This is a genomic window from Planomonospora alba, from assembly GCF_039534085.1.
Taxonomy (GTDB): domain Bacteria; phylum Actinomycetota; class Actinomycetes; order Streptosporangiales; family Streptosporangiaceae; genus Planomonospora_B; species Planomonospora_B alba.
The window spans coordinates 198701-218042 of record NZ_BAAAUT010000002.1; the positions used below are offsets into that span (position 1 = coordinate 198701).

Sequence of the window (19342 nt, forward strand, 5' to 3'; positions counted from 1 at the left end):
GCGTGCTGCGCCTGATGATCGTCGATGACCACCCGGTGGTCCGTGAAGGGCTGCGGGGCATGCTGGAGTCGGACCCGCGGATCACCGTGGTGGGCGAGGCGGCCTCCGGGGACGAGGCCGTCGTGCGGGCGCGGGAGCTGGTGCCGGACGTGATCCTGATGGACCTGCGCATGCCGGGCGGGGACGGGGTGGGCGCGATCTCCCGCATCCTCGCGGACCGCCCGGAGAGCCGGGTGATCGTGCTGACCACCTACGAGACGGACCAGGACATCGTGCGCGCCGTCGAGGCGGGCGCCACCGGATACCTGCTCAAGGACACCTCCCGGGCCGACCTGCTGTCCGCGATCGTCTCGGCCTCCCGGGGGGAGACGGTGCTCTCCCCGTCGGTGGCGACCAGGCTGGTGACGCGGATGCGGGCGCCCGCCGCCGAGGCGCTCTCCCGCAGGGAGACCGAGGTGCTCTCCCTCGTGGCGCGGGGCCTGACGAACGCGGAGATCGGCCGGGAGCTGTTCATCGGCGAGACCACGGTCAAGACGCACCTGCTGCGCATCTTCGGCAAGCTCGGCGTCTCCGACCGCACCGCCGCGGTGACCACGGCGCTGGACCGGGGAATCCTCCCCAGGTGAGCGGCCCGGGAGCGGCCCGGTGTAAGTGATGGTTTACCCGGCGGCGGACGCGGTCTATGGTGGGCGCACCGCGCCCGTCCGGCGGCCGCGCCCGCCCGGGCGCCCGGGCGCGCCCGGGCGCACGCCGCCGGGCCCGCACCGCACAGGCCGCACACACGCGAGGAGGCCGCGATGTCCACGGCGACCGAACAGCGCACCTTCGACTCCCTCGACCCCGCCACCGGGGCCGTCGTCGGGACCCACCCGATCCACGACGCGGCGGCCGTACGCGCGGCCGTGGCCGGTGCCGAGCGCGCCGCGCAGTGGTGGGCCGGGCTGGGCTGGGCCGAGCGCAGGCGCCGGCTGCTCGACTACAAGGCGGTCGTCACGCGGAACCTCTCCCGGATCGCCGGCCTGGTCCACCGGGAGACCGGCAAGCCGGAGGCCGACGCCACCCTGGAGGTGATCCTGGCCGTCACCCACCTCGACTGGGCGGCCCGCAACGCCCGCCGGGTGCTCGGGCCGCGCCGGGTCCGGCCCGGGCTGGTCGGCGTCAACCTCGTCGCCACGCTGGAGTACCTGCCGCTGGGCGTCGTGGGGGTCATCGGGCCGTGGAACTACCCGGTGTTCACCCCGATGGGCTCGATCGCCTACGCGCTGGCGGCGGGCAACGCGGTGGTGTTCAAGCCGAGCGAGCTCACCCCGGGGACGGGCGTGCTGCTGGCCGAGCTGTTCGCCGAGTCCGTGCCCGAGCAACCGGTCTTCCGCACGGTGACCGGCCTGGGCGGGACGGGCGCCGCGCTCGCGGGCGACCCCGGCGTCAAGAAGATCGCCTTCACCGGCTCCACGGCCACCGCCAAGCGGGTGATGGCGGCGTGCGCGGAGAACCTCACACCGATGGTCGCCGAGTGCGGCGGCAAGGACGCGCTGATCGTGGACGCCGACGCGGACGTGCGCGCGGCGGCGGACGCGGCGCTGTGGGGCGCGATGTCCAACGCCGGGCAGACCTGCGTGGGGGTCGAGCGGGTCTACGTGGTCGACGCGGTCTACGACGCCTTCATGCGGGAGCTGACCGGCCGGGCCGCCGCGGTCAGGGCGGGCGAGGACTACGGCCCGATCACGATGCCCGCGCAGCTGGACGTCATCCGGCGGCACATCGACGACGCCGTGGCGCGCGGCCGCGCCGTGGTGGGCGGGCCGGAGTCGGTGCGCGCGCCGTACGTCGACCCGGTGATCGTGGAGGACGTGCCGGAGGACTCCCCCGCGGTGCGCGAGGAGACCTTCGGCCCGACCGTGACGGTCAAGCGCGTGGCGGACGTGGAGGAGGCGCTGGAGAAGGCCAACGCCAGCGCGTACGGCCTGGCCGGCACGGTCTTCTCGGGGAACGCGCGGCGGGCCGTGGAGCTCGCGCGCCGGATGCGCACCGGGATGACCGCGATCAACTCGGTCATCTCCTTCGCCTCCGTGCCCGCCCTGCCCTTCGGAGGGATCGGCGACTCCGGCTTCGGCCGCATCCACGGCGCGGACGGGCTGCGCGAGTTCGCGCGCCCCAAGGGCGTCTCCCGGCAGCGCTTCGCCCTGCCGGGGATGAACCTCACCTCGTTCACCCGCGGGCAGAAGGAACTTGACCAACTAGTAAAGCTTGTGACTTTCTTGCACGGGAGGCGCAAGCGATAACGCATCAGCCCTTCCACAAAAAGGATCTTGCGCCCATAATAGTGGACCCTGGGCCTGAAGATCATGAGGTGGAAGAGACGATGCGCACACTTGTCAAGCCCTCACCCGCAGCGAGGGCTTGCATGAACGGCCGTTCCTATAGGGGAATGACAGCCGAGGAGCGACTGGCCGAGCGCCGGGAGCGCCTGATCTCGGCCGCGTACACCCTCTACGCCGAGCTGGGCTTCCCGGACACCACGATCGAGAAGCTCTGCACCGTCGCCCGCATCTCCAACCGGGCGTTCTACGAGTGCTTCGACAGCCGCGACGAGCTGATGCTGGTGGTCTACGACCGGTGCGTGCGGGAGACCCTGGCCGCGGTGGCGAAGGCCGTGGACGAGGCGCCCGCGACGCTCGGCGGCCGGATCGAGGCGGGCATCTCGGAGTACGTCCGGTTCGTCACCGCCGACAGGCGCCGCGCCCGCATCCTGCACCTGGAGGTACGGCGGGCGGGCGACTGCCTGACCGTGTCCCGGCAGGAGGCCGTGGCGGGCTTCTGCCGGATCCTGGAGACGGAGCCGGGCCTGTCCGGGCTGCGCGGGGCGGGCCGGATCGACCTGCGCCTGGTCGTGCTCGGCATGCTCGGCGCGATCCAGGAGCTGCTCATCGAGTGGACCCTGGCCGCCGAGCCGCCCCCGGTCGAGCGCCTGATCGACACGGCCGTGCACATCTTCCGCAGGACGCTGGCCGCCTGACCGCCTCCGGGCCGGCCGCCGGGAGGGCCTGACCGCCGCAAGGGGAGGAGCCGCGGTCAGATCCAGCCCTTCTCCTGGGCGGCCCGGATGGCGGTGATCCGGTTGGTGGCGCCGAGCTTGGTGATCGCCCCGGACAGGTAGTTGCGGACGGTGCCCTCGGTGAGGTGGAGCGCGGCGGCGATCTCCCCGACGGAGGCGCCCCCCGCGGCCAGGGCCAGTGCGTCCCGCTCCCGCTCGGTCAGCGGACTCTCCCCCGCCATCATCGCCGAGGCGGCCATCTCCGGGTCGAGGTAGCGTCCGCCGGCGTGGACCTTGCGGATCGCGGCGGCCAGCTCGGCGGAGGAGGCGTCCTTGGGGATGAAGCCGCGCACCCCGGCCGCCAGCGCCCGCCGCAGGTAGCCGGGCCGGCCGAAGCTGGTCAGCATCAGCACGGCGTGCCCCGGCAGCGTCTCGGCGACGCTCAGCCCGTCCATCCCCGGCATCTCGATGTCCAGCACGACCACGTCGGGCCGGTGCTCCCGCACGGCCGGCTCCACCAGGTCCCCCCGCGCCACCTGGGCCGCCACCTCGATGTCCGGCTCCAGCCCGAGCAGCGTGGCGATCGCCTCCCGGATCAGGTGCTCGTCGTCGGCCAGCAGGACCCGGATCATCGCGCTCCTCCATCCAGCGGGACCTCGGCCCGCAGACTGAACCCTCCCTTGCCGTCGGCCCCGGCGGTGATCGTGCCCCCGGAGGGGGACAGCCGCTCCGACAGGCCGATCAGACCCGTGCCGCCGCGCGTGCCCGCGCGTGTGACGCCGTCGTTGACCATCTCCAGGACCGCCGTGCCGCCGTGCACGGCGACGGAGATCCGGCAGCGCGTCGCCGCGCTGTGCCGCAGCACGTTGGTGGTGCCCTCGCGGGCCACCCAGGCCAGCAGCGTGGCGCTCTCCTCCGGCAGCCCGTCCGGCGGCGCCTCCAGCGCGCAGCGGATCCCGCCCGCCTCCAGCACCGCGATCATGCTGCGCAGCTCGGCCTCCAGGTCCACCGTCCGGTAGCCCCGCACCGCGGTGCGGATCTCCTTCAGCGCCTCCCTGGCGAGCCCCCGCACCTGGTCCATCTCGGCGGCGGCGCGGCCGGGATCGGCCCCGGCCAGCCGGGCGGCCACCTCGCTCTTGACCGCGATCGCCGACAGGCTGTGCCCGACCAGGTCGTGCAGGTCGCGGGCGAAGCGGAGCCGCTCCTCGGTCACGGCCAGCTGCGCCTGGGCCGCCTTGCCGGCCTCCGCGGCCCTGACCACCTCCCAGAACCAGAGCTGGAAGCGGTTCGCCCAGGGCAGGGACAGGCCGCCGCCCAGATAGCCTCCGACCGCCGCGGCGAACGCCTCCCCGTCGGAGAAGCCCGCGGGAGAGACCATGGTGTCCGGCCAGGTGAGGAAGAGCCCCGCCGCGACCGCGCCGAGGCTGGCGGCGAACGTGCCGGCCCGGCTCAGCAGCAGCGCCGCGCCCGCCGCCCAGCACGGGGGGACCAGCCCCCAGGACAGCAGGTTCCCGTCCGGCACGAGCGGCAGGAGCAGCGCGAGCACGCCCGAGGCGGCCAGCTCCCGGCGGGCGGGTGCGCCCGCCACGGCCGCCCTGATCATCCGCACCTGGAGCACGGTGAAGACGAGCAGGCCCAGCAGGCCGAGGACCGCCCACACGCTCCGGCCCGGCCGCTCCCCCGCGATCCAGCCGAACGCCCCGCTCCAGGCGATGAAGAGGCCCACGGTCAGCATCCAGACGGTCAAACGGCGCAGCCGCTCGACCTGCGGGCGCTTCCCCCGCCGCAGCGGCGGCAGGGACACGAACCGGGACACGGCCGCGGGGACGAGGCGCCGCACGCGCCCCGTCTCCGGGCTCCCGGTGTCCGCCGAGATGTTCATCGAGGTGTTCGTCGACATGGCCGGTCCACGTTAGCCGTGCCGGGGCTCCCACCGGAACAGCCACCGGGCCAGCAGGGCGGAGACCGCGATCCAGCCGAGCAGGACGCCGATCGAGGGCAGCGCGGCGACCCACTGGTCGACCATGCCCAGCGCCTCGCCGCTGCCGGTGAAGTGGTCCGCGCCGAGGAAGCCGCTGCGCATCATCTCCACGATCGGGGTGACCGGGAGCAGGTTGGAGACCACGGCCAGCGGGCCGGGCAGGATGTCGGCGGGGAAGGCGACGGGCGCGCCGAGCGTCATGACCATCAGCAGCGGCAGCACGCTGACCTGGGCCATCTCGGCGTTCGGCGTCATGCCGGAGAAGGCCGCGGCGAGCAGGGCGAAGACCGCGACGCCCAGGAGCGCGGCGACCGCCAGCATCGGCACGTTGGCCGGGAGGAGCCCCTCGGTCCGGTGGACCCAGAAGCCGAGCAGCACGACCTGGAGGACGAAGAAGGCGAGGGCGCCGAGCCCGCTGCCGACCATGACGGCGGCGGCGGACGGCTGGCCCCCGCGCAGCCGCTTGAGCACCAATTCCTCGCGGCGGGCCGTGAAGGAGTTGACCAGGTTGACGAAGACCGAGAAGCTCAGCATCAGCCCGGGCACGCCGGTCAGCACGAACGCCCCGCCCGGCACCCCGTCGATCTCGGCGCCGCCCTGCATCATGGTGAACATCCAGGCCAGCAGGAGCGGGAGCAGCAGCACGTTGAACAGGGCGGTGGTGTTCCTGGCCACCAGGGTCACGTCGACGCGCGCCAGCCGTACGGCGTGCAGGACATCGGTCTTCATGGTCGCTCCGCTGCTCCTCGTCGTCGTCTGGACCGCGCTCATCGCTGCTCTCCCACCACTCGCATGAAGACGTCCTCCAGGGTCCCCCGGCGTACGGTCAGCCGCTCCAGGGTCAGGCCGCGCCCGTCGGCCCAGGCCATCAGCGGGCGGAGCGCGGCGTGCGCGCGCGCGTCGGTGTCGGCGCCGGTCAGCGTGTAGACGGCCTCGGTGCCGGTGCCGTTGTAGGTCAGCACCGGGGTGACGCCGTCCAGCACGGGCAGGTCGCCGAAGGTCCACCCGGTGCCGGGGAGCCGGAAGGAGACGCGGTCGCCGGAGGTGGCGACCACCTCCTCGACGGTGCCGCGGGTGTGGATCCGGCCCTGGTGCATGATGGCCAGCCGGCTGGCCAGGCGCTCGGCCTCCTCCAGGTAGTGCGTGGTCAGCAGCACGGAGGTGCCCGCGTCCCGCAGGTCCTCGATGACCTTCCACGTCGTACGGCGGGCCTCCGGGTCCATGCCGGTGGTCGGCTCGTCCAGGAAGAGCACCTCGGGCGCCGACAGCACGGCGAGCGCGAGGTCGAGCCGGCGCTTCTGGCCGCCGGACAGCTGCTTGACCTTGACCCGCGCCTTGTCGGCCAGGTTCACCAGTTCCAGCGCGCCCATGGTGACCCGGTCGACCTTGCGCACCATGCCGGTGAAGGTCAGCCGCCCCGGCAGCTCGGTGCTGCCGGACAGGGTGACCGGGCGCCCGGCGTCCTCGCTCAGGCCCTTCCACAGGTCCACGGTCTCGGCGACGGTGAGGTCGCCGAGGAACCCGCCTTCCTGGAGCATGATCCCCACCCGGGGGCGGAGCTCGCGCTGCTGCTTCACCGGGTCGAGGCCGAGGACCCGCACGGTGCCCGCGGTGGCGGGGGTGAAGCCCTCCAGGACCTCCATCGTGGTGGTCTTCCCGGCCCCGTTGGTGCCGAGCAGGGCGAAGATCTCGCCCCGGGGGACGGTGAAGGAGATCCCGCGTACGGCCTCGAAGTCGCCGTACCTCTGCCGGAGCCCGTCGACCTCGATCACGTCGTCGGCGGCGGCGGGGGCGGCCCCGGTCGCGTCCGCAAGCTGTGGTGTCCTCATGGGGAAGATCCTCGTCCGCCGGCCCGGCCGCAGGTAGTCGCCGATATCACCACACGCGCGTGGATCACGCGGAGGATCCGTATGACAGATGTCATGCCCGGCGCCGCGCGGACGCGCGGCGCCGGACACGGTGTCACGGGCGCGGCGCCGGACGTCCCCTCACGGGCGGGATGCCCGGCGCCCCGCCACGGATCCGGCGCCGGGCCTCCCCTCACGGGCGGGGCGCCCGGCGCCCCGCCACGGGCCCGGCGGCGGTGCCGCGCCCTTCCGTCACGGGCGGGGCGGCAGCGCCGGCCGGCGGCGGGAGGGGCGGGCCGAGACGTCGGGCGGGCTCGCCGCCGGGCGCTCGGCCAGGGCGGCCAGCGCCAGCCGTACCGCCTCCTCGATCTGCGGGTCCCGCCCGGCGGCCCAGTCGTCCGGGCTGATGTCCACCTCGACGTCGGGGTCGACGCCGTAGTTCTCCACGCCCCAGCCGAGTCCCTCGAACCAGAACGAGTACCGGGGCACGGTGAAGGAGGTGCCGTCGACCAGCCGGTGCTCGTCCTCGATGCCGATGACGCCGCCCCAGGTGCGGGTGCCGACCACCGGCCCCAGCTTGTGGATCTTGAAGGCGGCGGTGACGATGTCGCCGTCGGAACCGGCGTTGTGGTCGGTGACCGCGACCAGCGGGCCGCGCGGGGCCTCCTCCGGGTAGGTGATCGGGGCCAGCCCGCGGGGCATGTCCCAGGCGATCACCCGGCGGAGCAGCTTCTCGATGACCAGCTCGGAGGTGTGCCCGCCCCGGTTGCCCCGCACGTCCACCACGAGGCCCTCGAAGGCCATCTCCCGGCGCAGGTCCCGGTGGAACTGCGCCCAGCCCTCGGCGACCATGTCGGGGATGTGCAGGTAGCCCAGGCGCCCGCCGCTCAGCTCGCGCACGTGCGCCCGGCGCGACGCCACCCAGTCCTGGTAGCGCAGCCGCCGGTCGTCCAGGAGCGGGGTCACCGCCACCCGCCGGCCGCCGCCCAGCGTCAGCTCGACCGGCTTGTCGGCGGCGCCGACCAGGAGCCGGGCGGGCCCCTCCGGCGGCACCGGGCGGCCGTCCACCGCCAGCAGCGTGTCACCCGGTTGCACGCCGACGCCCGGCGCGGCCAGCGGGGAGCGGGCGTGCACGTCCGACGACTCGCCGGGCAGCACCCGGTCCACCTGCCAGCGGCCCTCGGCGTTGCGGGACAGGTCCGCGCCGAGCATGCCGACCGGCCCGGCCGCCGGGGAGCCCCACGGGGCGGCGAAGACGTACGCGTGCGAGCTGCCGAGCTCGCCGACCACCTCCCAGAGCAGGTCGGCGAAGTCGTCGTTGGTGGAGACGCGCTCCACCAGCGGCCGGTACTCCTCCAGCACCCCGTCCCAGTCGACGTCGGCCATGTCCTCGACCCAGAAGTCGGCCCGCATGCGCCGGCCGAGCTGGGCGTAGGCGTGCCGCCGGTAGACCACCGGGTCGACGGTGATCCGGATGCGGGACAGGTCGATCTTCACCCCGTCGTCCTTGCCGTCGGACGGGCGGACCGTGAGCGTGCCCTTGTCGCTGATCACCAGCCGGGTGCCGTCGCCGCTCACCCGGTACCAGTCGAGCTTGTCGACGATCTCCTCGCAGGTGCGCTTGGCCAGGTCGTAGCGGTCCAGCGCGGGCCGGGGCGGGTCCCCGTCGAGGTCTCCCCGGTCCTCGCCGAGCTCGCCGGCCAGCGGCTCGCGCAGCCAGACGAAGCCGCCCTTGACCGCGCGCAGCGCCGAGTAGCGCCCCTCGGGCACCGGAACCTGGACCACCCGGGAGGCGATGCCCTCGACGTCCACGGTGACGGCGGTCTCCTCCTTCTTGTCGTCGTCCTCCGGCTCGCCCACCGGCCGGCCGTCCACGCTGGGCGCGAACGGCGACGGGGTGGAGGCGGCCAGCGGCACCAGGTAGGGGCGGTAGCCGTACGGGAACGACATGTCGAAGGAGTGCGCGTCGTAGACCGGGTCGAAGCCGCGGCGCGACAGGAACGCCAGGTGGTCGCCGGCGAAGGCGGGCGAGACGTCCACGAACCGGCCGTCGGTCACGTCGTGCACGGTCCGGTCCACCACCCGGGCCAGCCGGATCCGGCGCAGCGGGGTGGCCTCCGGGTGCGACCAGGCCAGCCAGGCCGAGTCCGGCGACCAGGCCATGCCGTCGATCTCGCCGTTGGCGCGGGCCAGTTCGACGACCTCGCCGGAGGCCACGTCCACCAGGAGCAGCCGGCCGTCCCGGGCCGCCACCGCGATCGTGTGCCCGTCCGGGGCGACGGCCAGGTCTCCCACCTCGCCCAGCTTTCCGGCGGCGATGCGGCGGCTCTCCCCGCCGCCCGCCGGGCCGATCTCCAGCCCCTGCGTCTCGCCGTCGTCGAAGACCCAGACCACCTGGTCGGCGCCGAGGATGCGGGGCTTGCCCGCGGCGAGCGCGGAGCTGAGCTGGCGTGCCGGGCCGTCCCGGTGGGTGACCCAGTGCACGGTGCCGCGGATCTCCACCGCGCTGGCCCGCCCGGTGGCGTCCACGGCCAGGTCGTGCAGCCGCCGCGCGTTCACCGTGTGCGGCTGCCGTCCCCGCAGCGGGGAGCCGAGCCGCACGTCGAGCTTGCGGGCCTCGGCGTCCAGGCCGTCGAGGATGTAGAGGTCGCCGGCGTTCTGGTAGACGATCCTGCGGCCGTCGGTGGCGGCGTGCCGGGCGTAGAAGACGTCGTGGTCGGTGTGGCGGCGCAGGCCGGTGCCGTCCGGCTCGACCGAGTAGAGGTTGCCGACGCCCTCGTGGTCGGAGAGGAAGACCAGGCGGCCCCCGACGAGCATCGGGCTGGCGAGGTGGCCGTTCAGGTCGGCCAGCACCCGGGTGAAGCGGTCCGCGCCGCGCCGGGTCCACAGGCGGCCGGCCGTACCGCCCCGGTAGCGCTTCCAGGTCCCCGGGTCGCGGGCCAGGGCGGCGGTGAGCAGCACGAGCGTGCTCCCCGGCTCGCCGGGCTCCCCGTCGATCGCCAGGTCGGTCACCGGGCCGTACGGCAGCCGCTCCGCCTGCCCGCCGTCCAGCGCGTAGGCCCAGGTCTGCGAGCCGAACGGCTGGCCGGTCGAGCTGATCGCGAGGACCCGGCCGTCCGGGGTCCAGCCGCGGGTCCGGGTCCGGTAGTCGCCCCAGTACGTCAGCCGCTCGGCGGAGCCCGTCTCCAGATCGGCCAGGAAGACCTCGGGGTCCCCGTCGCGCACGCTCGTCCAGGCGACCCGGGTGGCGTCGGGCGAGAGGCGGGGGTGACCGGCCGGCGCCCGGTCGGAGGTCAGGCGCCACGCCCGTCCCCCGTCCGCGGGGACCGCCCAGACGTCGTCGTCCGCGACGAACGTCAGCAGCTCCCCGGAAATATGGGGAAATCGGAGGTAAGAAGCAGAAGACATTGCTAAATCATATTGTCCACTATGCGGCAAAACATGCGATTTTTCGGCCCGATACGCTGGCCACCATGACACGAGGCGACAGAGACAACCCCGTGGTGCTGTCCAAGATCTACACCCGTACCGGGGACGACGGCACCACCGCGCTCGGCGACATGAGCCGCACCCGCAAGACCGACCCCCGCCTGGCCGCCTACGCGGACGTCGAGGAGGCCAACGCGGCGATCGGCCTGGCCCTGTCGTTCGGCAGGACGTCCGGTGCCCTGGACGACGACGTCCGCGCGGTCCTGTCCAGGATCCAGAACGAGCTGTTCGACGTCGGCGCCGACCTGTGCGCCCCGGTCACGGAGAACCCCGAGTTCCCGCCGCTGAGGGTCGAGCCCTCCTACATCGAGTGGCTGGAGGCCCGCTGCGACGAGTTCAACGAGCGCCTCGCGCCGCTGCGCAGCTTCATCCTCCCCGGCGGCACCCCGGCCGTCGCGCAGCTCCACGTCGCCCGCACCGTCGTGCGCCGGGCCGAGCGCACCGCCTGGTCGGCCCTGGAGGCCCACGACGACGTCAACCCGCTGACCGCGACGTACCTCAACCGCCTCAGCGACCTGCTGTTCATCCTCTGCCGCGTCGCGGCGGGCGGCGACGAGATCCTCTGGAAGCCCGGCGGCACCCGCTGAGCCGCCGGTCCGGTGCGCCCGCGCCCCGTCCGGGGACCGGGCGCGGGGACCCGACCGGGAACACACCGGATCGGGGGCGCACCGGGCGCCGCCCCGCTCGGCCGGGGATGCCTCCGCCGCCCCTCGCGGATCCTCAGGCGACGTCGAGGTGGGCGCCCGGCGGGGCGGACTCCAGCCAGGCGACGAAACCGGTCAGCGCGCGGTAGCCCATGGCCAGCTCGAACCGGGACGTGCCGCTGGAGCACTCCAGCGCCGTCACGCCCTCCAGGAAACCGAAGAACTCACCCTTGCCGATCTTCCGGCGCCCGGAAACCACGAGGCCGCGCCTCGCGATCACGCGGCGCGGCCTCGGCAGCAGACCTATGAGCGGAATCCACTTCAGACACCCCTGGGCGTAGCGGATGACGCCCACCCGCCAGCGGCGCCCACCCGGCAGGGGACGCAGGCAGCACAGCACCGAGCCGCGGGACCGGGTCAGGACCAGGATCCGGAGCAGCGCGAGGGCGACGAGCAGCGCCACCACGATGAGTACGTACTGCGCCATCATGTCGCCGCCCCCAGAACCAGCACCGCTCAGAAGCAGAATTTATCCGACTTCCTCGCCGGCCGCGCGCAACCGGGCCTTGGCACGCCTCAGCGCGGCGGCGGCGTCCGACTCCTCCATGTTGGCCTCGACCGAGGCCTGGGCGCGGTCGAGGGCGTTCTTGGCCCTGGCCACGTCGACCTCGGAGCCGAGCTCGGCCACCTCGGCCAGGATCGACACCTCGTCGCCCGTCGTCGAGAGGAAGCCCCCGTGCACCGCGGCGACGAGGTCGGGCTCGCCGCCACCGCGCTTGACCGTCAGCACGCCGCCGTCGACGAGGACGCCGAGCACGGGCGCGTGCTTGGGCATGATGCCGATCTCGCCGTCGACGGTCTTGGCGATCACCATCTCGGCCTCGCCGGACCAGATCTCCCGCTCCGGCGAGACGACGCCTACTCGCAGCTTCGCCACTTTCTCCACAGTTCCTTTCGAACCAGGCGCCGGCACGGCGCGGAGCCGTACCGGCGCCTAAGGCGACTAGCGGGCGAGTTCCTTCGCCTTGGCGATGGCCTGGTCGATGCCGCCGACCATGAAGAACGCCTGCTCGGGCAGGTGGTCGTACTCGCCGGCGCACAGGCCCTTGAAGGACGCGATGGTCTCGTCCAGCGGCACGAACTCACCCGGCTGGCCGGTGAACGCCTCGGCGGCGTACATCGGGTGGGAGAGGAAGCGCTCGATGCGGCGGGCCCGCTGGACGGTGACCTTGTCCTCCTCGGAGAGCTCGTCGATACCGAGGATCGCGATGATGTCCTGCAGCTCCTTGTACTTCTGCAGGATCCGCTTGGTCTCCTGGGCCACCCGGTAGTGCTCCTCGCCGACGACCTGCGGGTCGAGGATCCGGGAGCTGGAGTCGAGCGGGTCCACCGCGGGGTAGATGCCCTTCTCCGAGATCGGCCGGGACAGAACGGTCTGCGCGTCGAGGTGCGCGAACGCGTTGTGCGGGGCCGGGTCGGTGATGTCGTCCGCGGGCACGTAGATCGCCTGCATCGAGGTGATCGAGTGACCGCGGGTGGAGGTGATGCGCTCCTGCAGGACGCCCATCTCGTCGGCCAGGGTCGGCTGGTAGCCCACCGCGGACGGCATACGGCCGAGCAGGGTGGACACCTCGGAGCCGGCCTGGGTGAACCGGAAGATGTTGTCGATGAACAGCAGCACGTCCTGCTTCTGCACGTCGCGGAAGTACTCCGCCATGGTCAGCGCGGACAGGGCGACACGCAGCCGGGTGCCCGGCGGCTCGTCCATCTGGCCGAAGACGAGGGCGGTGTCCTTGAGGACGCCCGCCTCCTCCATCTCCAGCCACAGGTCGTTGCCCTCACGGGTGCGCTCGCCGACGCCCGCGAAGCACGAGGTGCCCGAGAACTTCAGCGCGACGCGGCGGATCATCTCCTGGATCAGAACGGTCTTGCCGACGCCCGCGCCGCCGAACAGACCGATCTTGCCGCCCTTCACGTACGGCGTGAGCAGGTCGATGACCTTGATGCCGGTGGGCAGCATCTCGGTGCGCGACTCCAGCTGGTCGAAGGCCGGAGCGGGGCGGTGGATCGCCCACTTCTCGTTGACCTTCAGGGAGGCGGTCGGCACGTCCAGGGACTCGCCGAGCGCGTTCCACACGTGGCCCTTGACGACGTCGCCGACCGGCACCGAGATCGGCGCGCCGGAGTCGGTGACCGCCGCGCCGCGGACCAGGCCGTCGGTGGGCTGCATCGAGATCGCCCGGACCAGGTTGTCACCCAGGTGCTGGGCGACCTCCATGGTCAGGGTCTTGGTCTCGCCGCCGATGGTGACGTCGACGTTGAGGGCGTTGTAGATGTCGGGCATCGCCTCGACGGGGAACTCCACGTCGACGACGGGACCGGTGACTCGGGCGACGCGGCCCACACCGGTCGCGACGTTCTCCACAGTCTCTGCAGTCATTTCACTCTTTCCCCGCTGCGGCGTCAGCCAGCGCGTTGGCGCCACCGACGATCTCGCTGATTTCCTGGGTGATCTCGGCCTGGCGAGCCTGGTTCATCTCCTGGGTGAACACCCGGATGAGCTCGTTGGCGTTGTCGGTCGCCGACTTCATGGCCCGCCGGCGGGCGGCGTGCTCGGAGGCCGCGGACTGGAGCAGCGTGCTGAAGATGCGCGACTCCACGTACCGCGGCAGCAGCGAGTCGAGCACCGCGCCCGCGTCCGGCTCGAACTCGAAGTACGGCAGCGGCGTCTCCGGCTTCTCGGTGGTCTCCACCACCTCCAGGGGCAGGATCCGCTTGACCACGACCTCCTGCGTCAGCATGGAGACGAACTCGGTCGACACGACGTGGATCTCGTCCACGCCGTCCTCCGCCGAGAAGGCCGTGATGAGCGCGTCCGCGATCTCCTTGGCGTCGGCGTAGGAGGGGCTGTCGGAGAACCCTCCCCACTGCCCGGCCATCTCCCGGTTCCGGAAGCTGTGCCAGGTGATGCCCTTGCGCCCCACCACGTACGGCACGGGCTCGATGCCCCGCCCGCGCAGCAGGCCGGACAGGGCCTCGGCCTCCCGCAGGACGTTGGCGTTGAAGCCGCCGCAGAACCCGCGGTCGCTGGTGACGATGAGCACCGCCGCCCGGCGGGGCTGCTCCTTCGCCGTGGTCAGCGGGTGGTCGACGCTGGTGGTGTTGCTGACGACGCCCGTGACGGCGCGGGTGATCTCCCGCTCGTACGGCACGGCCGCCTGCATCCGCTGCTGCGCCTTCACGATGCGCGACGAGGCGATGAGCTCCTGGGCGCGCGTGATCTTCGCCGTGGACTTGACCGACTTGATCCGCCGCCGCAGCAGTCTTAGCTGGGCACCCATCGGCTACTTCTTCTCGTCCGCGCGGACGTGCTTGGTGATCTTCTCCTGGCCGACCTCGTCGGCGCCGAGCGCCGCGACCGGCTCCTCGTTGACCAGCAGCTCGCCCGCGGAGGTCTCGAAGCCCTTCTTGAACTGGGCGATCGCGTCCTTCAGGGCCGCGATCGTGTCGTCCGACAGCTCCCTGGTCTCACGGATGCCGTCGTAGACGCCCTTGTGCTCGCGGCCCAGGTAGTCGAGGAACTCCGCCTCGAAGCGGCGGATGTCCTCGACCGGGACGTCGTCGAGCTCGCCGGTGGTGCCGGCCCAGATCGAGACGACCTCCCGCTCCAGCGAGAACGGGCTGTACTGCGGCTGCTTGAGCAGCTCGACCAGGCGCTGACCGCGCTCCAGCTGGGCCTTGGAGGCCGCGTCCAGGTCGGAGGCGAAGGCCGCGAAGGCCTCCAGGTCGCGGTACTGCGACAGGGAGAGGCGGAGCGTGCCCGCGACCTTCCGCATCGCCTTGGTCTGCGCCGAGCCGCCGACCCGGGAGACGGAGACACCGACGTTGATCGCCGGACGGACGCCGGCGTTGAACAGGTCGGTCTCCAGGAAGACCTGGCCGTCGGTGATGGAGATGACGTTGGTCGGGATGAACGCCGAGACGTCGTTGCCCTTGGTCTCGATGATCGGCAGACCGGTCATCGAGCCGCCGCCCATGTCGTCGGAGAGCTTGGCGCAGCGCTCCAGCAGACGCGAGTGCAGGTAGAAGACGTCGCCGGGGTAGGCCTCGCGGCCCGGCGGACGGCGCAGCAGCAGGGAGACCGCGCGGTAGGCGTCGGCCTGCTTGGTCAGGTCGTCGAAGACGATGAGGACGTGCTTGCCCTGGTACATCCAGTGCTGGCCGATGGCCGAGCCGGTGTAGGGCGCCAGGTACTTGAAGCCGGCCGGGTCGGAGGCCGGGGCGGCGACGATGGTGGTGTACTCCATCGCGCCCGCCTCCTCGAGGCGGCCGCGGACCTGGGCGATCGTCGAGCCCTTCTGTCCGACCGCGACGTAGACGCAGCGCACCTGCTTGGTCGGGTCGCCGGAGAGCCAGTTCTCCCGCTGGTTGAGGATGGTGTCCACGGCGATGGCGGTCTTGCCGGTGCCGCGGTCGCCGATGATCAGCTGACGCTGGCCCCGGCCGATCGCGGTCATGGCGTCGATCGCCTTGATACCGGTGGCCAGCGGCTCCTTCACCGGCTGGCGCTGCACGACCGAGGGGGCCTGGAGTTCGAGGGCGCGCAGCGCCTCGGACTCGATGGCGCCCTTGCCGTCCAGCGGGTTGCCCAGCGGGTCGACCACGCGGCCGAGGAAGGCGTCGCCGACCGGCACGGACAGGACCTCGCCCGTGCGGCGGACCGACTGGCCCTCCTCGATCCTGCTGAAGTCGCCCAGGATGACGACACCGATCTCCCGGGCGTCCAGGTTCAGCGCCAGACCACGCGTGCCGTCCTCGAACTCGAGCAGCTCGTTCGCCATCGCCGAGGGAAGGCCGGAGACATGGGCGATGCCGTCGCCGCAGTCGACGACGGTCCCGATCTCCTCGCGCGCGGCACCTTCCGGCTCGTACGCCTGGACGAAGCGCTCAAGCGCGTCCCGGATCTCGTCCGGCCGGATCGTAAGCTCCGCCATCTCTCTTCTGTCTCCCTATTCGCCTAGCCGGCCAACCGGCGGCGGACTTCTTCGATTCGTCCCGCGATGGTGGTGTCGATGAGCTCGTCCCCGATGCGGACCGAGAACCCACCGACCACCTGCGGATCCACCTCGACGTTCAGGTGAACGTCGCGGCCGTAGGAGGCGCGCAGCCACGAGGCCAGACGCCGCTTCTGCTCCTCGGAGAACGCGACGGCGCTCCGCACGACGGCGACGAGGCGCTGCCGCTGCTCGGCGACCAGCCGGCCGAACTCCTCCAGCCCACCCTCCAGGCTACGTCCTCGCGGATGTGCCACGATCTGGGCCACCAGACGGACGGTGGAGGGAGCCGCCTTGCCGACCAGGAGCGAGTCGGCCAGGCTCCGCCTGATCTCGACGGGGGCGGCCTGGTCGGCCAGCGCGCGGCGCAGGTCGAGGTTCGAGGCGACGATCCGCCCGAACCTGAACAGCTCGTCCTCGACGTCGTCGAGCCTGCCCTGCGCCTCGGCCTCGGCCGAGGCGGCGACGACGCCGAGGCGCTCCAGCGCGTCGGCCAGGTCGCCGGGGCGCGCCCACTTGGCGGAGACGGCCGCCACGGCCGTCTCCAGCGCCGCGGTGCCGACCTTGCCCTCCAGCAGGACCCGGATGATCTGGGCCTTCTGCTCCGCCGGGCGGGCGGCGTCGGACAGGGTGCGGCGGAGCCCGTGCTCGCGGTCGAGCAGGTCGGCGACCGCGAAGAGCTCGTCGGCCAGCGTGCCGAGGTCAGCGCTTCCCGCCACGGCGTTGAAGCGCTCTTCGACCTCGGCCAGGGCCGTCCGGCTGAGTCCCCTCATCAGCGGACCGCCGTGTTGCTCGACTCGAGCTCCTCCAGGAACCGGTCGACGGTGCGGCGCTGGCGCGCCTCGTCCTCCAGGGACTCACCGACGATGCGGCCCGCCAGCTCGATCGACAGACGACCGAGCTCGGCGCGGAGCTGGGCGAACGCCTGCTGGCGGTCGGCCTCGATCTGGGCGTGGGCCGCCTCGATGAGGCGGCGGGCCTCGGCCTGTGCCTCCTCGCGGAGCTCGGCCTTGATCTGCGCGCCCTGCTCGCGAGCCTCCTCGCGAAGGCGGGACGCCTCGTGCCGCGCCTCTGCGAGCTGCTCCTTGTACTGCGCGAGCAGCGCCTGAGCCTCGGCCTGGGCGTCCTGGGCCTTCTTGATCCCGCCCTCGATCGCCTCGGTCCGCTCGTTCAGCGTCTGCTGGATGCGCGGGGTGAGGATCTTGCCGACGACGAGGACGACGAAGAGGAACGCGAAGCCGCCGACGACCAGCTCGTAGAGGTGCGGAATGAGAGGACTGGTCTCCTCCGCCGCCAGGAGATTAGCTGCGATTGTCATCGATGCAGCCTTCCGTCAGGGTGTGTCTGCGATCAGGAGGTCGGGTAGATGAACGGCGCGACCAGGCCGATCAGGGCGAGCGCCTCGACGAGGACGAAGCCGAGGAGCATGTTCTGGCGGATCAGGCCGTAGGCCTCGGGCTGGCGGGCGATGGCCTGCAGGCCGTTGCCGAAGATGAGGCCGACACCGATGCCGGGGCCGAGGGTGGCGAGGCCGTAGCCGATCGAGCCGATGTTGCCGGTGACCTCAGCGAGGAACTGGGCGCTCATTTCATTTCCTTTTCGGGACGGCCGGTGGACGGGATCTCACCGGTCTGGACTCAGGGGGGAAAGGTCTGTGTGCGTTCTCAGTGCTCGGCGTGCAGGGAGCCGCCGATGTACATCGCCGCGAGCATCGCGAACAGGAAGGCCTGCAGGAACTGGATGAACAGCTCCAGCGCGGTCATCGCGATCGTCATGACGACGCTGATGATGCCGACGGGGGCACCGAGCGGGCTGAGCTGCTCGAACAGGAACCAGAAGCCGACCGCGCTGAAGAAGGCGAGGATCAGGTGGCCGGCGAACATGTTGGCGAACAGTCGCACCGCGTGGGTGAAGGGCGCCACGACCATGTTGGAGAGGAACTCCAGCGGCGCCATCAGGACGTAGACCGGCTTGGGCAGGCCCGGCGGGAACATCATGTTCTTGAAGTAGCCGATCGGCCCCTGGTGCTTCATGCCGAGGTAGATCTTGAGCAGGTAGACCACGCCCGCGAGCACGATCGGGAAGGCGATGTGCGAGGCCACCGGGAACTGCAGGAAGGGGATGACGCCGACCAGGTTCCAGACCCAGACCAGGAAGAAGATGCTGAGCAGCAGGCCCATCCAGCGGTCGGTGTCCTTGCCCAGGAAGGGGCGGGCGACCTGGTCGCGGACGAACATGTAGCCGTACTCGGCGACGTTCTGGACGCCCCGGGGCACCAGCTTCGGCTTGGCGAAGGCCGACCAGCAGAAGACCACGACCACGAGCGAGCTCAGCAGCGCGAGCAGGACCGGCTTGGTGAACCAGGTCACGCCGGAGATGATCGGCGGGATATTGAACAGTTCGGGCCCCGGAGCCTTGAACTCCTCGGGGGCGGCGAGGACCGTCAGCGCCTTCACGCGGCGTTCCCTTCAACGTGGTAATGGATCAAGACTGTTTCCTCCGCGACGCGACCGCCGCGCGAGGTCAGCGACCGTGCTTCCGGTAGACCAGGTAGATGGCGAGAACGACACCGATGATCACTCCGATCGGAGTGAAAACCGCCACACCGGTCCAACGGCTCAGCAACCAGCCCCCGCCGCCGTACAGGATGATCCCGGAGAGGATGTAGCTGGGAATCGACCAGGCGGCGTCGGCGAAGTCGCGGCCGTCGTCCTCCGGCCTGCGCTCTTTTTCGCTCATCGCGGGCATGACAATAGCAGTCGCGGGATTGACTAGTCATATCGGGTCCCGCCGTGGCAATGATACGCCTCACCGGCGATCACCCTGCCCGGGGGACGCGGCGCCGGGGTCGACGTAGAGCATCTTCGTCTTGACGAAGCCGCGCATCTCGCCGGCCGTCCAGACCACGGTGCAGATGACCGCCGACCAGCCGAAGGCCCTGGGCTCGAAGGCCGTGGCGGTCTCGAACGCCTTCAGCATCGCCATGATCACCAGGACCTTCACCGCGTAGGTGGTGACGGCGGTGACCATCATCACGGCGGGGGACACCCGGCTGGCGTAGGAGACCGCGACCAGGCCGACCGTGAAGAAGACCGCGACCAGGGCCAGGCCGATCGCGGCGCCCAGAGCGCCCGGCACGCCCGCCAGCACGGCGGCGGCGGCGATGACCACCGCGCCGGCCGCCACGGTGGGGAGCGCGGCCCCCTTCAGGACGCGCACGTCGTTGGCCTGCATCGGCACTCCAGGTGACTGTAATCAAGCGAGCGATTGCTACCCAGCAGGTCTCAGGGTCG

20 protein-coding genes are annotated in these 19342 nt (G+C 71.9%); 4 read left to right on the forward strand and 16 right to left on the reverse strand.

What is annotated here, in order from left to right; all coding sequences use genetic code 11:
* Window positions 1-2 precede the first annotated feature (2 nt).
* The 3 genes from ABD823_RS01990 to ABD823_RS02000 all read left to right on the forward strand — a co-directional run bounded on the left by ABD823_RS01990 (window position 3) and on the right by ABD823_RS02000 (window position 3016).
* Window positions 3-626, forward strand: coding sequence for a response regulator (locus ABD823_RS01990; RefSeq protein WP_344855204.1), 624 nt, complete (start codon window positions 3-5; stop codon window positions 624-626).
* 171 nt (window positions 627-797) lie between these two features.
* A complete protein-coding gene (locus tag ABD823_RS01995) occupies window positions 798-2282 on the forward strand; it encodes an aldehyde dehydrogenase family protein (protein WP_344855206.1) in 1485 nt (494 codons plus the stop codon).
* 146 nt (window positions 2283-2428) lie between these two features.
* Complete coding sequence (locus ABD823_RS02000) at window positions 2429-3016, forward strand: TetR/AcrR family transcriptional regulator (protein ID WP_344855208.1); 588 nt, start codon at window positions 2429-2431, stop codon at window positions 3014-3016.
* 56 nt (window positions 3017-3072) lie between these two features.
* Here ABD823_RS02000 and ABD823_RS02005 read toward each other — a convergent pair whose 3' ends face one another.
* From ABD823_RS02005 to ABD823_RS02025, 5 genes are all read right to left on the reverse strand, one after another.
* Window positions 3073-3666 carry a response regulator gene (locus ABD823_RS02005; protein ID WP_344855210.1) on the reverse strand — a complete coding sequence of 198 codons (594 nt, stop codon included), beginning with the start codon at window positions 3664-3666 and terminating at the stop codon, window positions 3073-3075.
* Window positions 3663-4934, reverse strand: coding sequence for a sensor histidine kinase (locus ABD823_RS02010; RefSeq protein ID WP_344855212.1), 1272 nt, complete (start codon window positions 4932-4934; stop codon window positions 3663-3665). Before ABD823_RS02010 ends, ABD823_RS02005 begins: the two co-directional genes overlap by 4 nt.
* Before the next feature lie 12 nt (window positions 4935-4946).
* Window positions 4947-5744 (reverse strand): ABC transporter permease, encoded by a 798-nt coding sequence (locus tag ABD823_RS02015; RefSeq protein WP_344855214.1) that lies wholly within the window; start codon window positions 5742-5744, stop codon window positions 4947-4949.
* A 38-nt stretch (window positions 5745-5782) separates the two neighbouring features.
* Window positions 5783-6844: an ATP-binding cassette domain-containing protein gene (locus tag ABD823_RS02020; RefSeq protein ID WP_344855216.1), complete on the reverse strand. Its 1062-nt coding sequence runs from the start codon at window positions 6842-6844 to the stop codon at window positions 5783-5785.
* Between the two features lie 270 nt (window positions 6845-7114).
* On the reverse strand, window positions 7115-10270 hold the full coding sequence (locus ABD823_RS02025) for a S41 family peptidase (RefSeq protein ID WP_344855218.1): 3156 nt from the start codon (window positions 10268-10270) through the stop codon (window positions 7115-7117).
* A 65-nt stretch (window positions 10271-10335) separates the two neighbouring features.
* On the opposite strand from ABD823_RS02025, the gene ABD823_RS02030 reads away from it, so the two are divergent.
* Window positions 10336-10938: a cob(I)yrinic acid a,c-diamide adenosyltransferase gene (locus ABD823_RS02030; RefSeq protein ID WP_344855220.1), complete on the forward strand. Its 603-nt coding sequence runs from the start codon at window positions 10336-10338 to the stop codon at window positions 10936-10938.
* A gap of 133 nt (window positions 10939-11071) precedes the next feature.
* On the opposite strand, the gene ABD823_RS02035 is transcribed toward ABD823_RS02030, so the two are convergent.
* The 11 genes from ABD823_RS02035 to ABD823_RS02085 form a co-directional block, all read right to left on the reverse strand.
* On the reverse strand, window positions 11072-11485 hold the full coding sequence (locus ABD823_RS02035) for a DUF2550 domain-containing protein (protein ID WP_344855222.1): 414 nt from the start codon (window positions 11483-11485) through the stop codon (window positions 11072-11074).
* 39 nt (window positions 11486-11524) lie between these two features.
* Window positions 11525-11932, reverse strand: coding sequence for a F0F1 ATP synthase subunit epsilon (locus ABD823_RS02040; RefSeq protein ID WP_344855224.1), 408 nt, complete (start codon window positions 11930-11932; stop codon window positions 11525-11527).
* 66 nt (window positions 11933-11998) lie between these two features.
* The gene (gene atpD, locus ABD823_RS02045) at window positions 11999-13435 is read right to left on the reverse strand and encodes a F0F1 ATP synthase subunit beta (RefSeq protein ID WP_344855226.1); all 1437 of its coding nucleotides are present in this window, start codon (window positions 13433-13435) and stop codon (window positions 11999-12001) included.
* 1 nt (window position 13436) lies between these two features.
* Complete coding sequence (locus ABD823_RS02050) at window positions 13437-14336, reverse strand: F0F1 ATP synthase subunit gamma (RefSeq protein WP_344855228.1); 900 nt, start codon at window positions 14334-14336, stop codon at window positions 13437-13439.
* A gap of 3 nt (window positions 14337-14339) precedes the next feature.
* Window positions 14340-15989, reverse strand: coding sequence for a F0F1 ATP synthase subunit alpha (gene atpA, locus ABD823_RS02055; protein WP_344855230.1), 1650 nt, complete (start codon window positions 15987-15989; stop codon window positions 14340-14342).
* A gap of 23 nt (window positions 15990-16012) precedes the next feature.
* Window positions 16013-16822, reverse strand: a complete 810-nt coding sequence (locus ABD823_RS02060) for a F0F1 ATP synthase subunit delta (RefSeq protein ID WP_344855232.1) — start codon at window positions 16820-16822, stop codon at window positions 16013-16015.
* Entirely contained in the window at window positions 16822-17367 is a 546-nt protein-coding gene (locus tag ABD823_RS02065; RefSeq protein WP_344855234.1) for a F0F1 ATP synthase subunit B, read from the reverse strand. Before ABD823_RS02065 ends, ABD823_RS02060 begins: the two co-directional genes overlap by 1 nt.
* 32 nt (window positions 17368-17399) lie before the next feature.
* On the reverse strand, window positions 17400-17636 hold the full coding sequence (gene atpE / locus ABD823_RS02070) for an ATP synthase F0 subunit C (protein ID WP_068894835.1): 237 nt from the start codon (window positions 17634-17636) through the stop codon (window positions 17400-17402).
* A 77-nt stretch (window positions 17637-17713) separates the two neighbouring features.
* Window positions 17714-18505, reverse strand: a complete 792-nt coding sequence (atpB, locus tag ABD823_RS02075) for a F0F1 ATP synthase subunit A (RefSeq protein WP_344855238.1) — start codon at window positions 18503-18505, stop codon at window positions 17714-17716.
* A 67-nt stretch (window positions 18506-18572) separates the two neighbouring features.
* Window positions 18573-18788, reverse strand: coding sequence for an AtpZ/AtpI family protein (locus tag ABD823_RS02080; protein ID WP_344855240.1), 216 nt, complete (start codon window positions 18786-18788; stop codon window positions 18573-18575).
* A 69-nt stretch (window positions 18789-18857) separates the two neighbouring features.
* Window positions 18858-19283 (reverse strand): Cg1360 family ATP-synthase-associated protein, encoded by a 426-nt coding sequence (locus ABD823_RS02085; protein ID WP_344855242.1) that lies wholly within the window; start codon window positions 19281-19283, stop codon window positions 18858-18860.
* Between the last annotated feature and the right edge of the window lie 59 nt (window positions 19284-19342).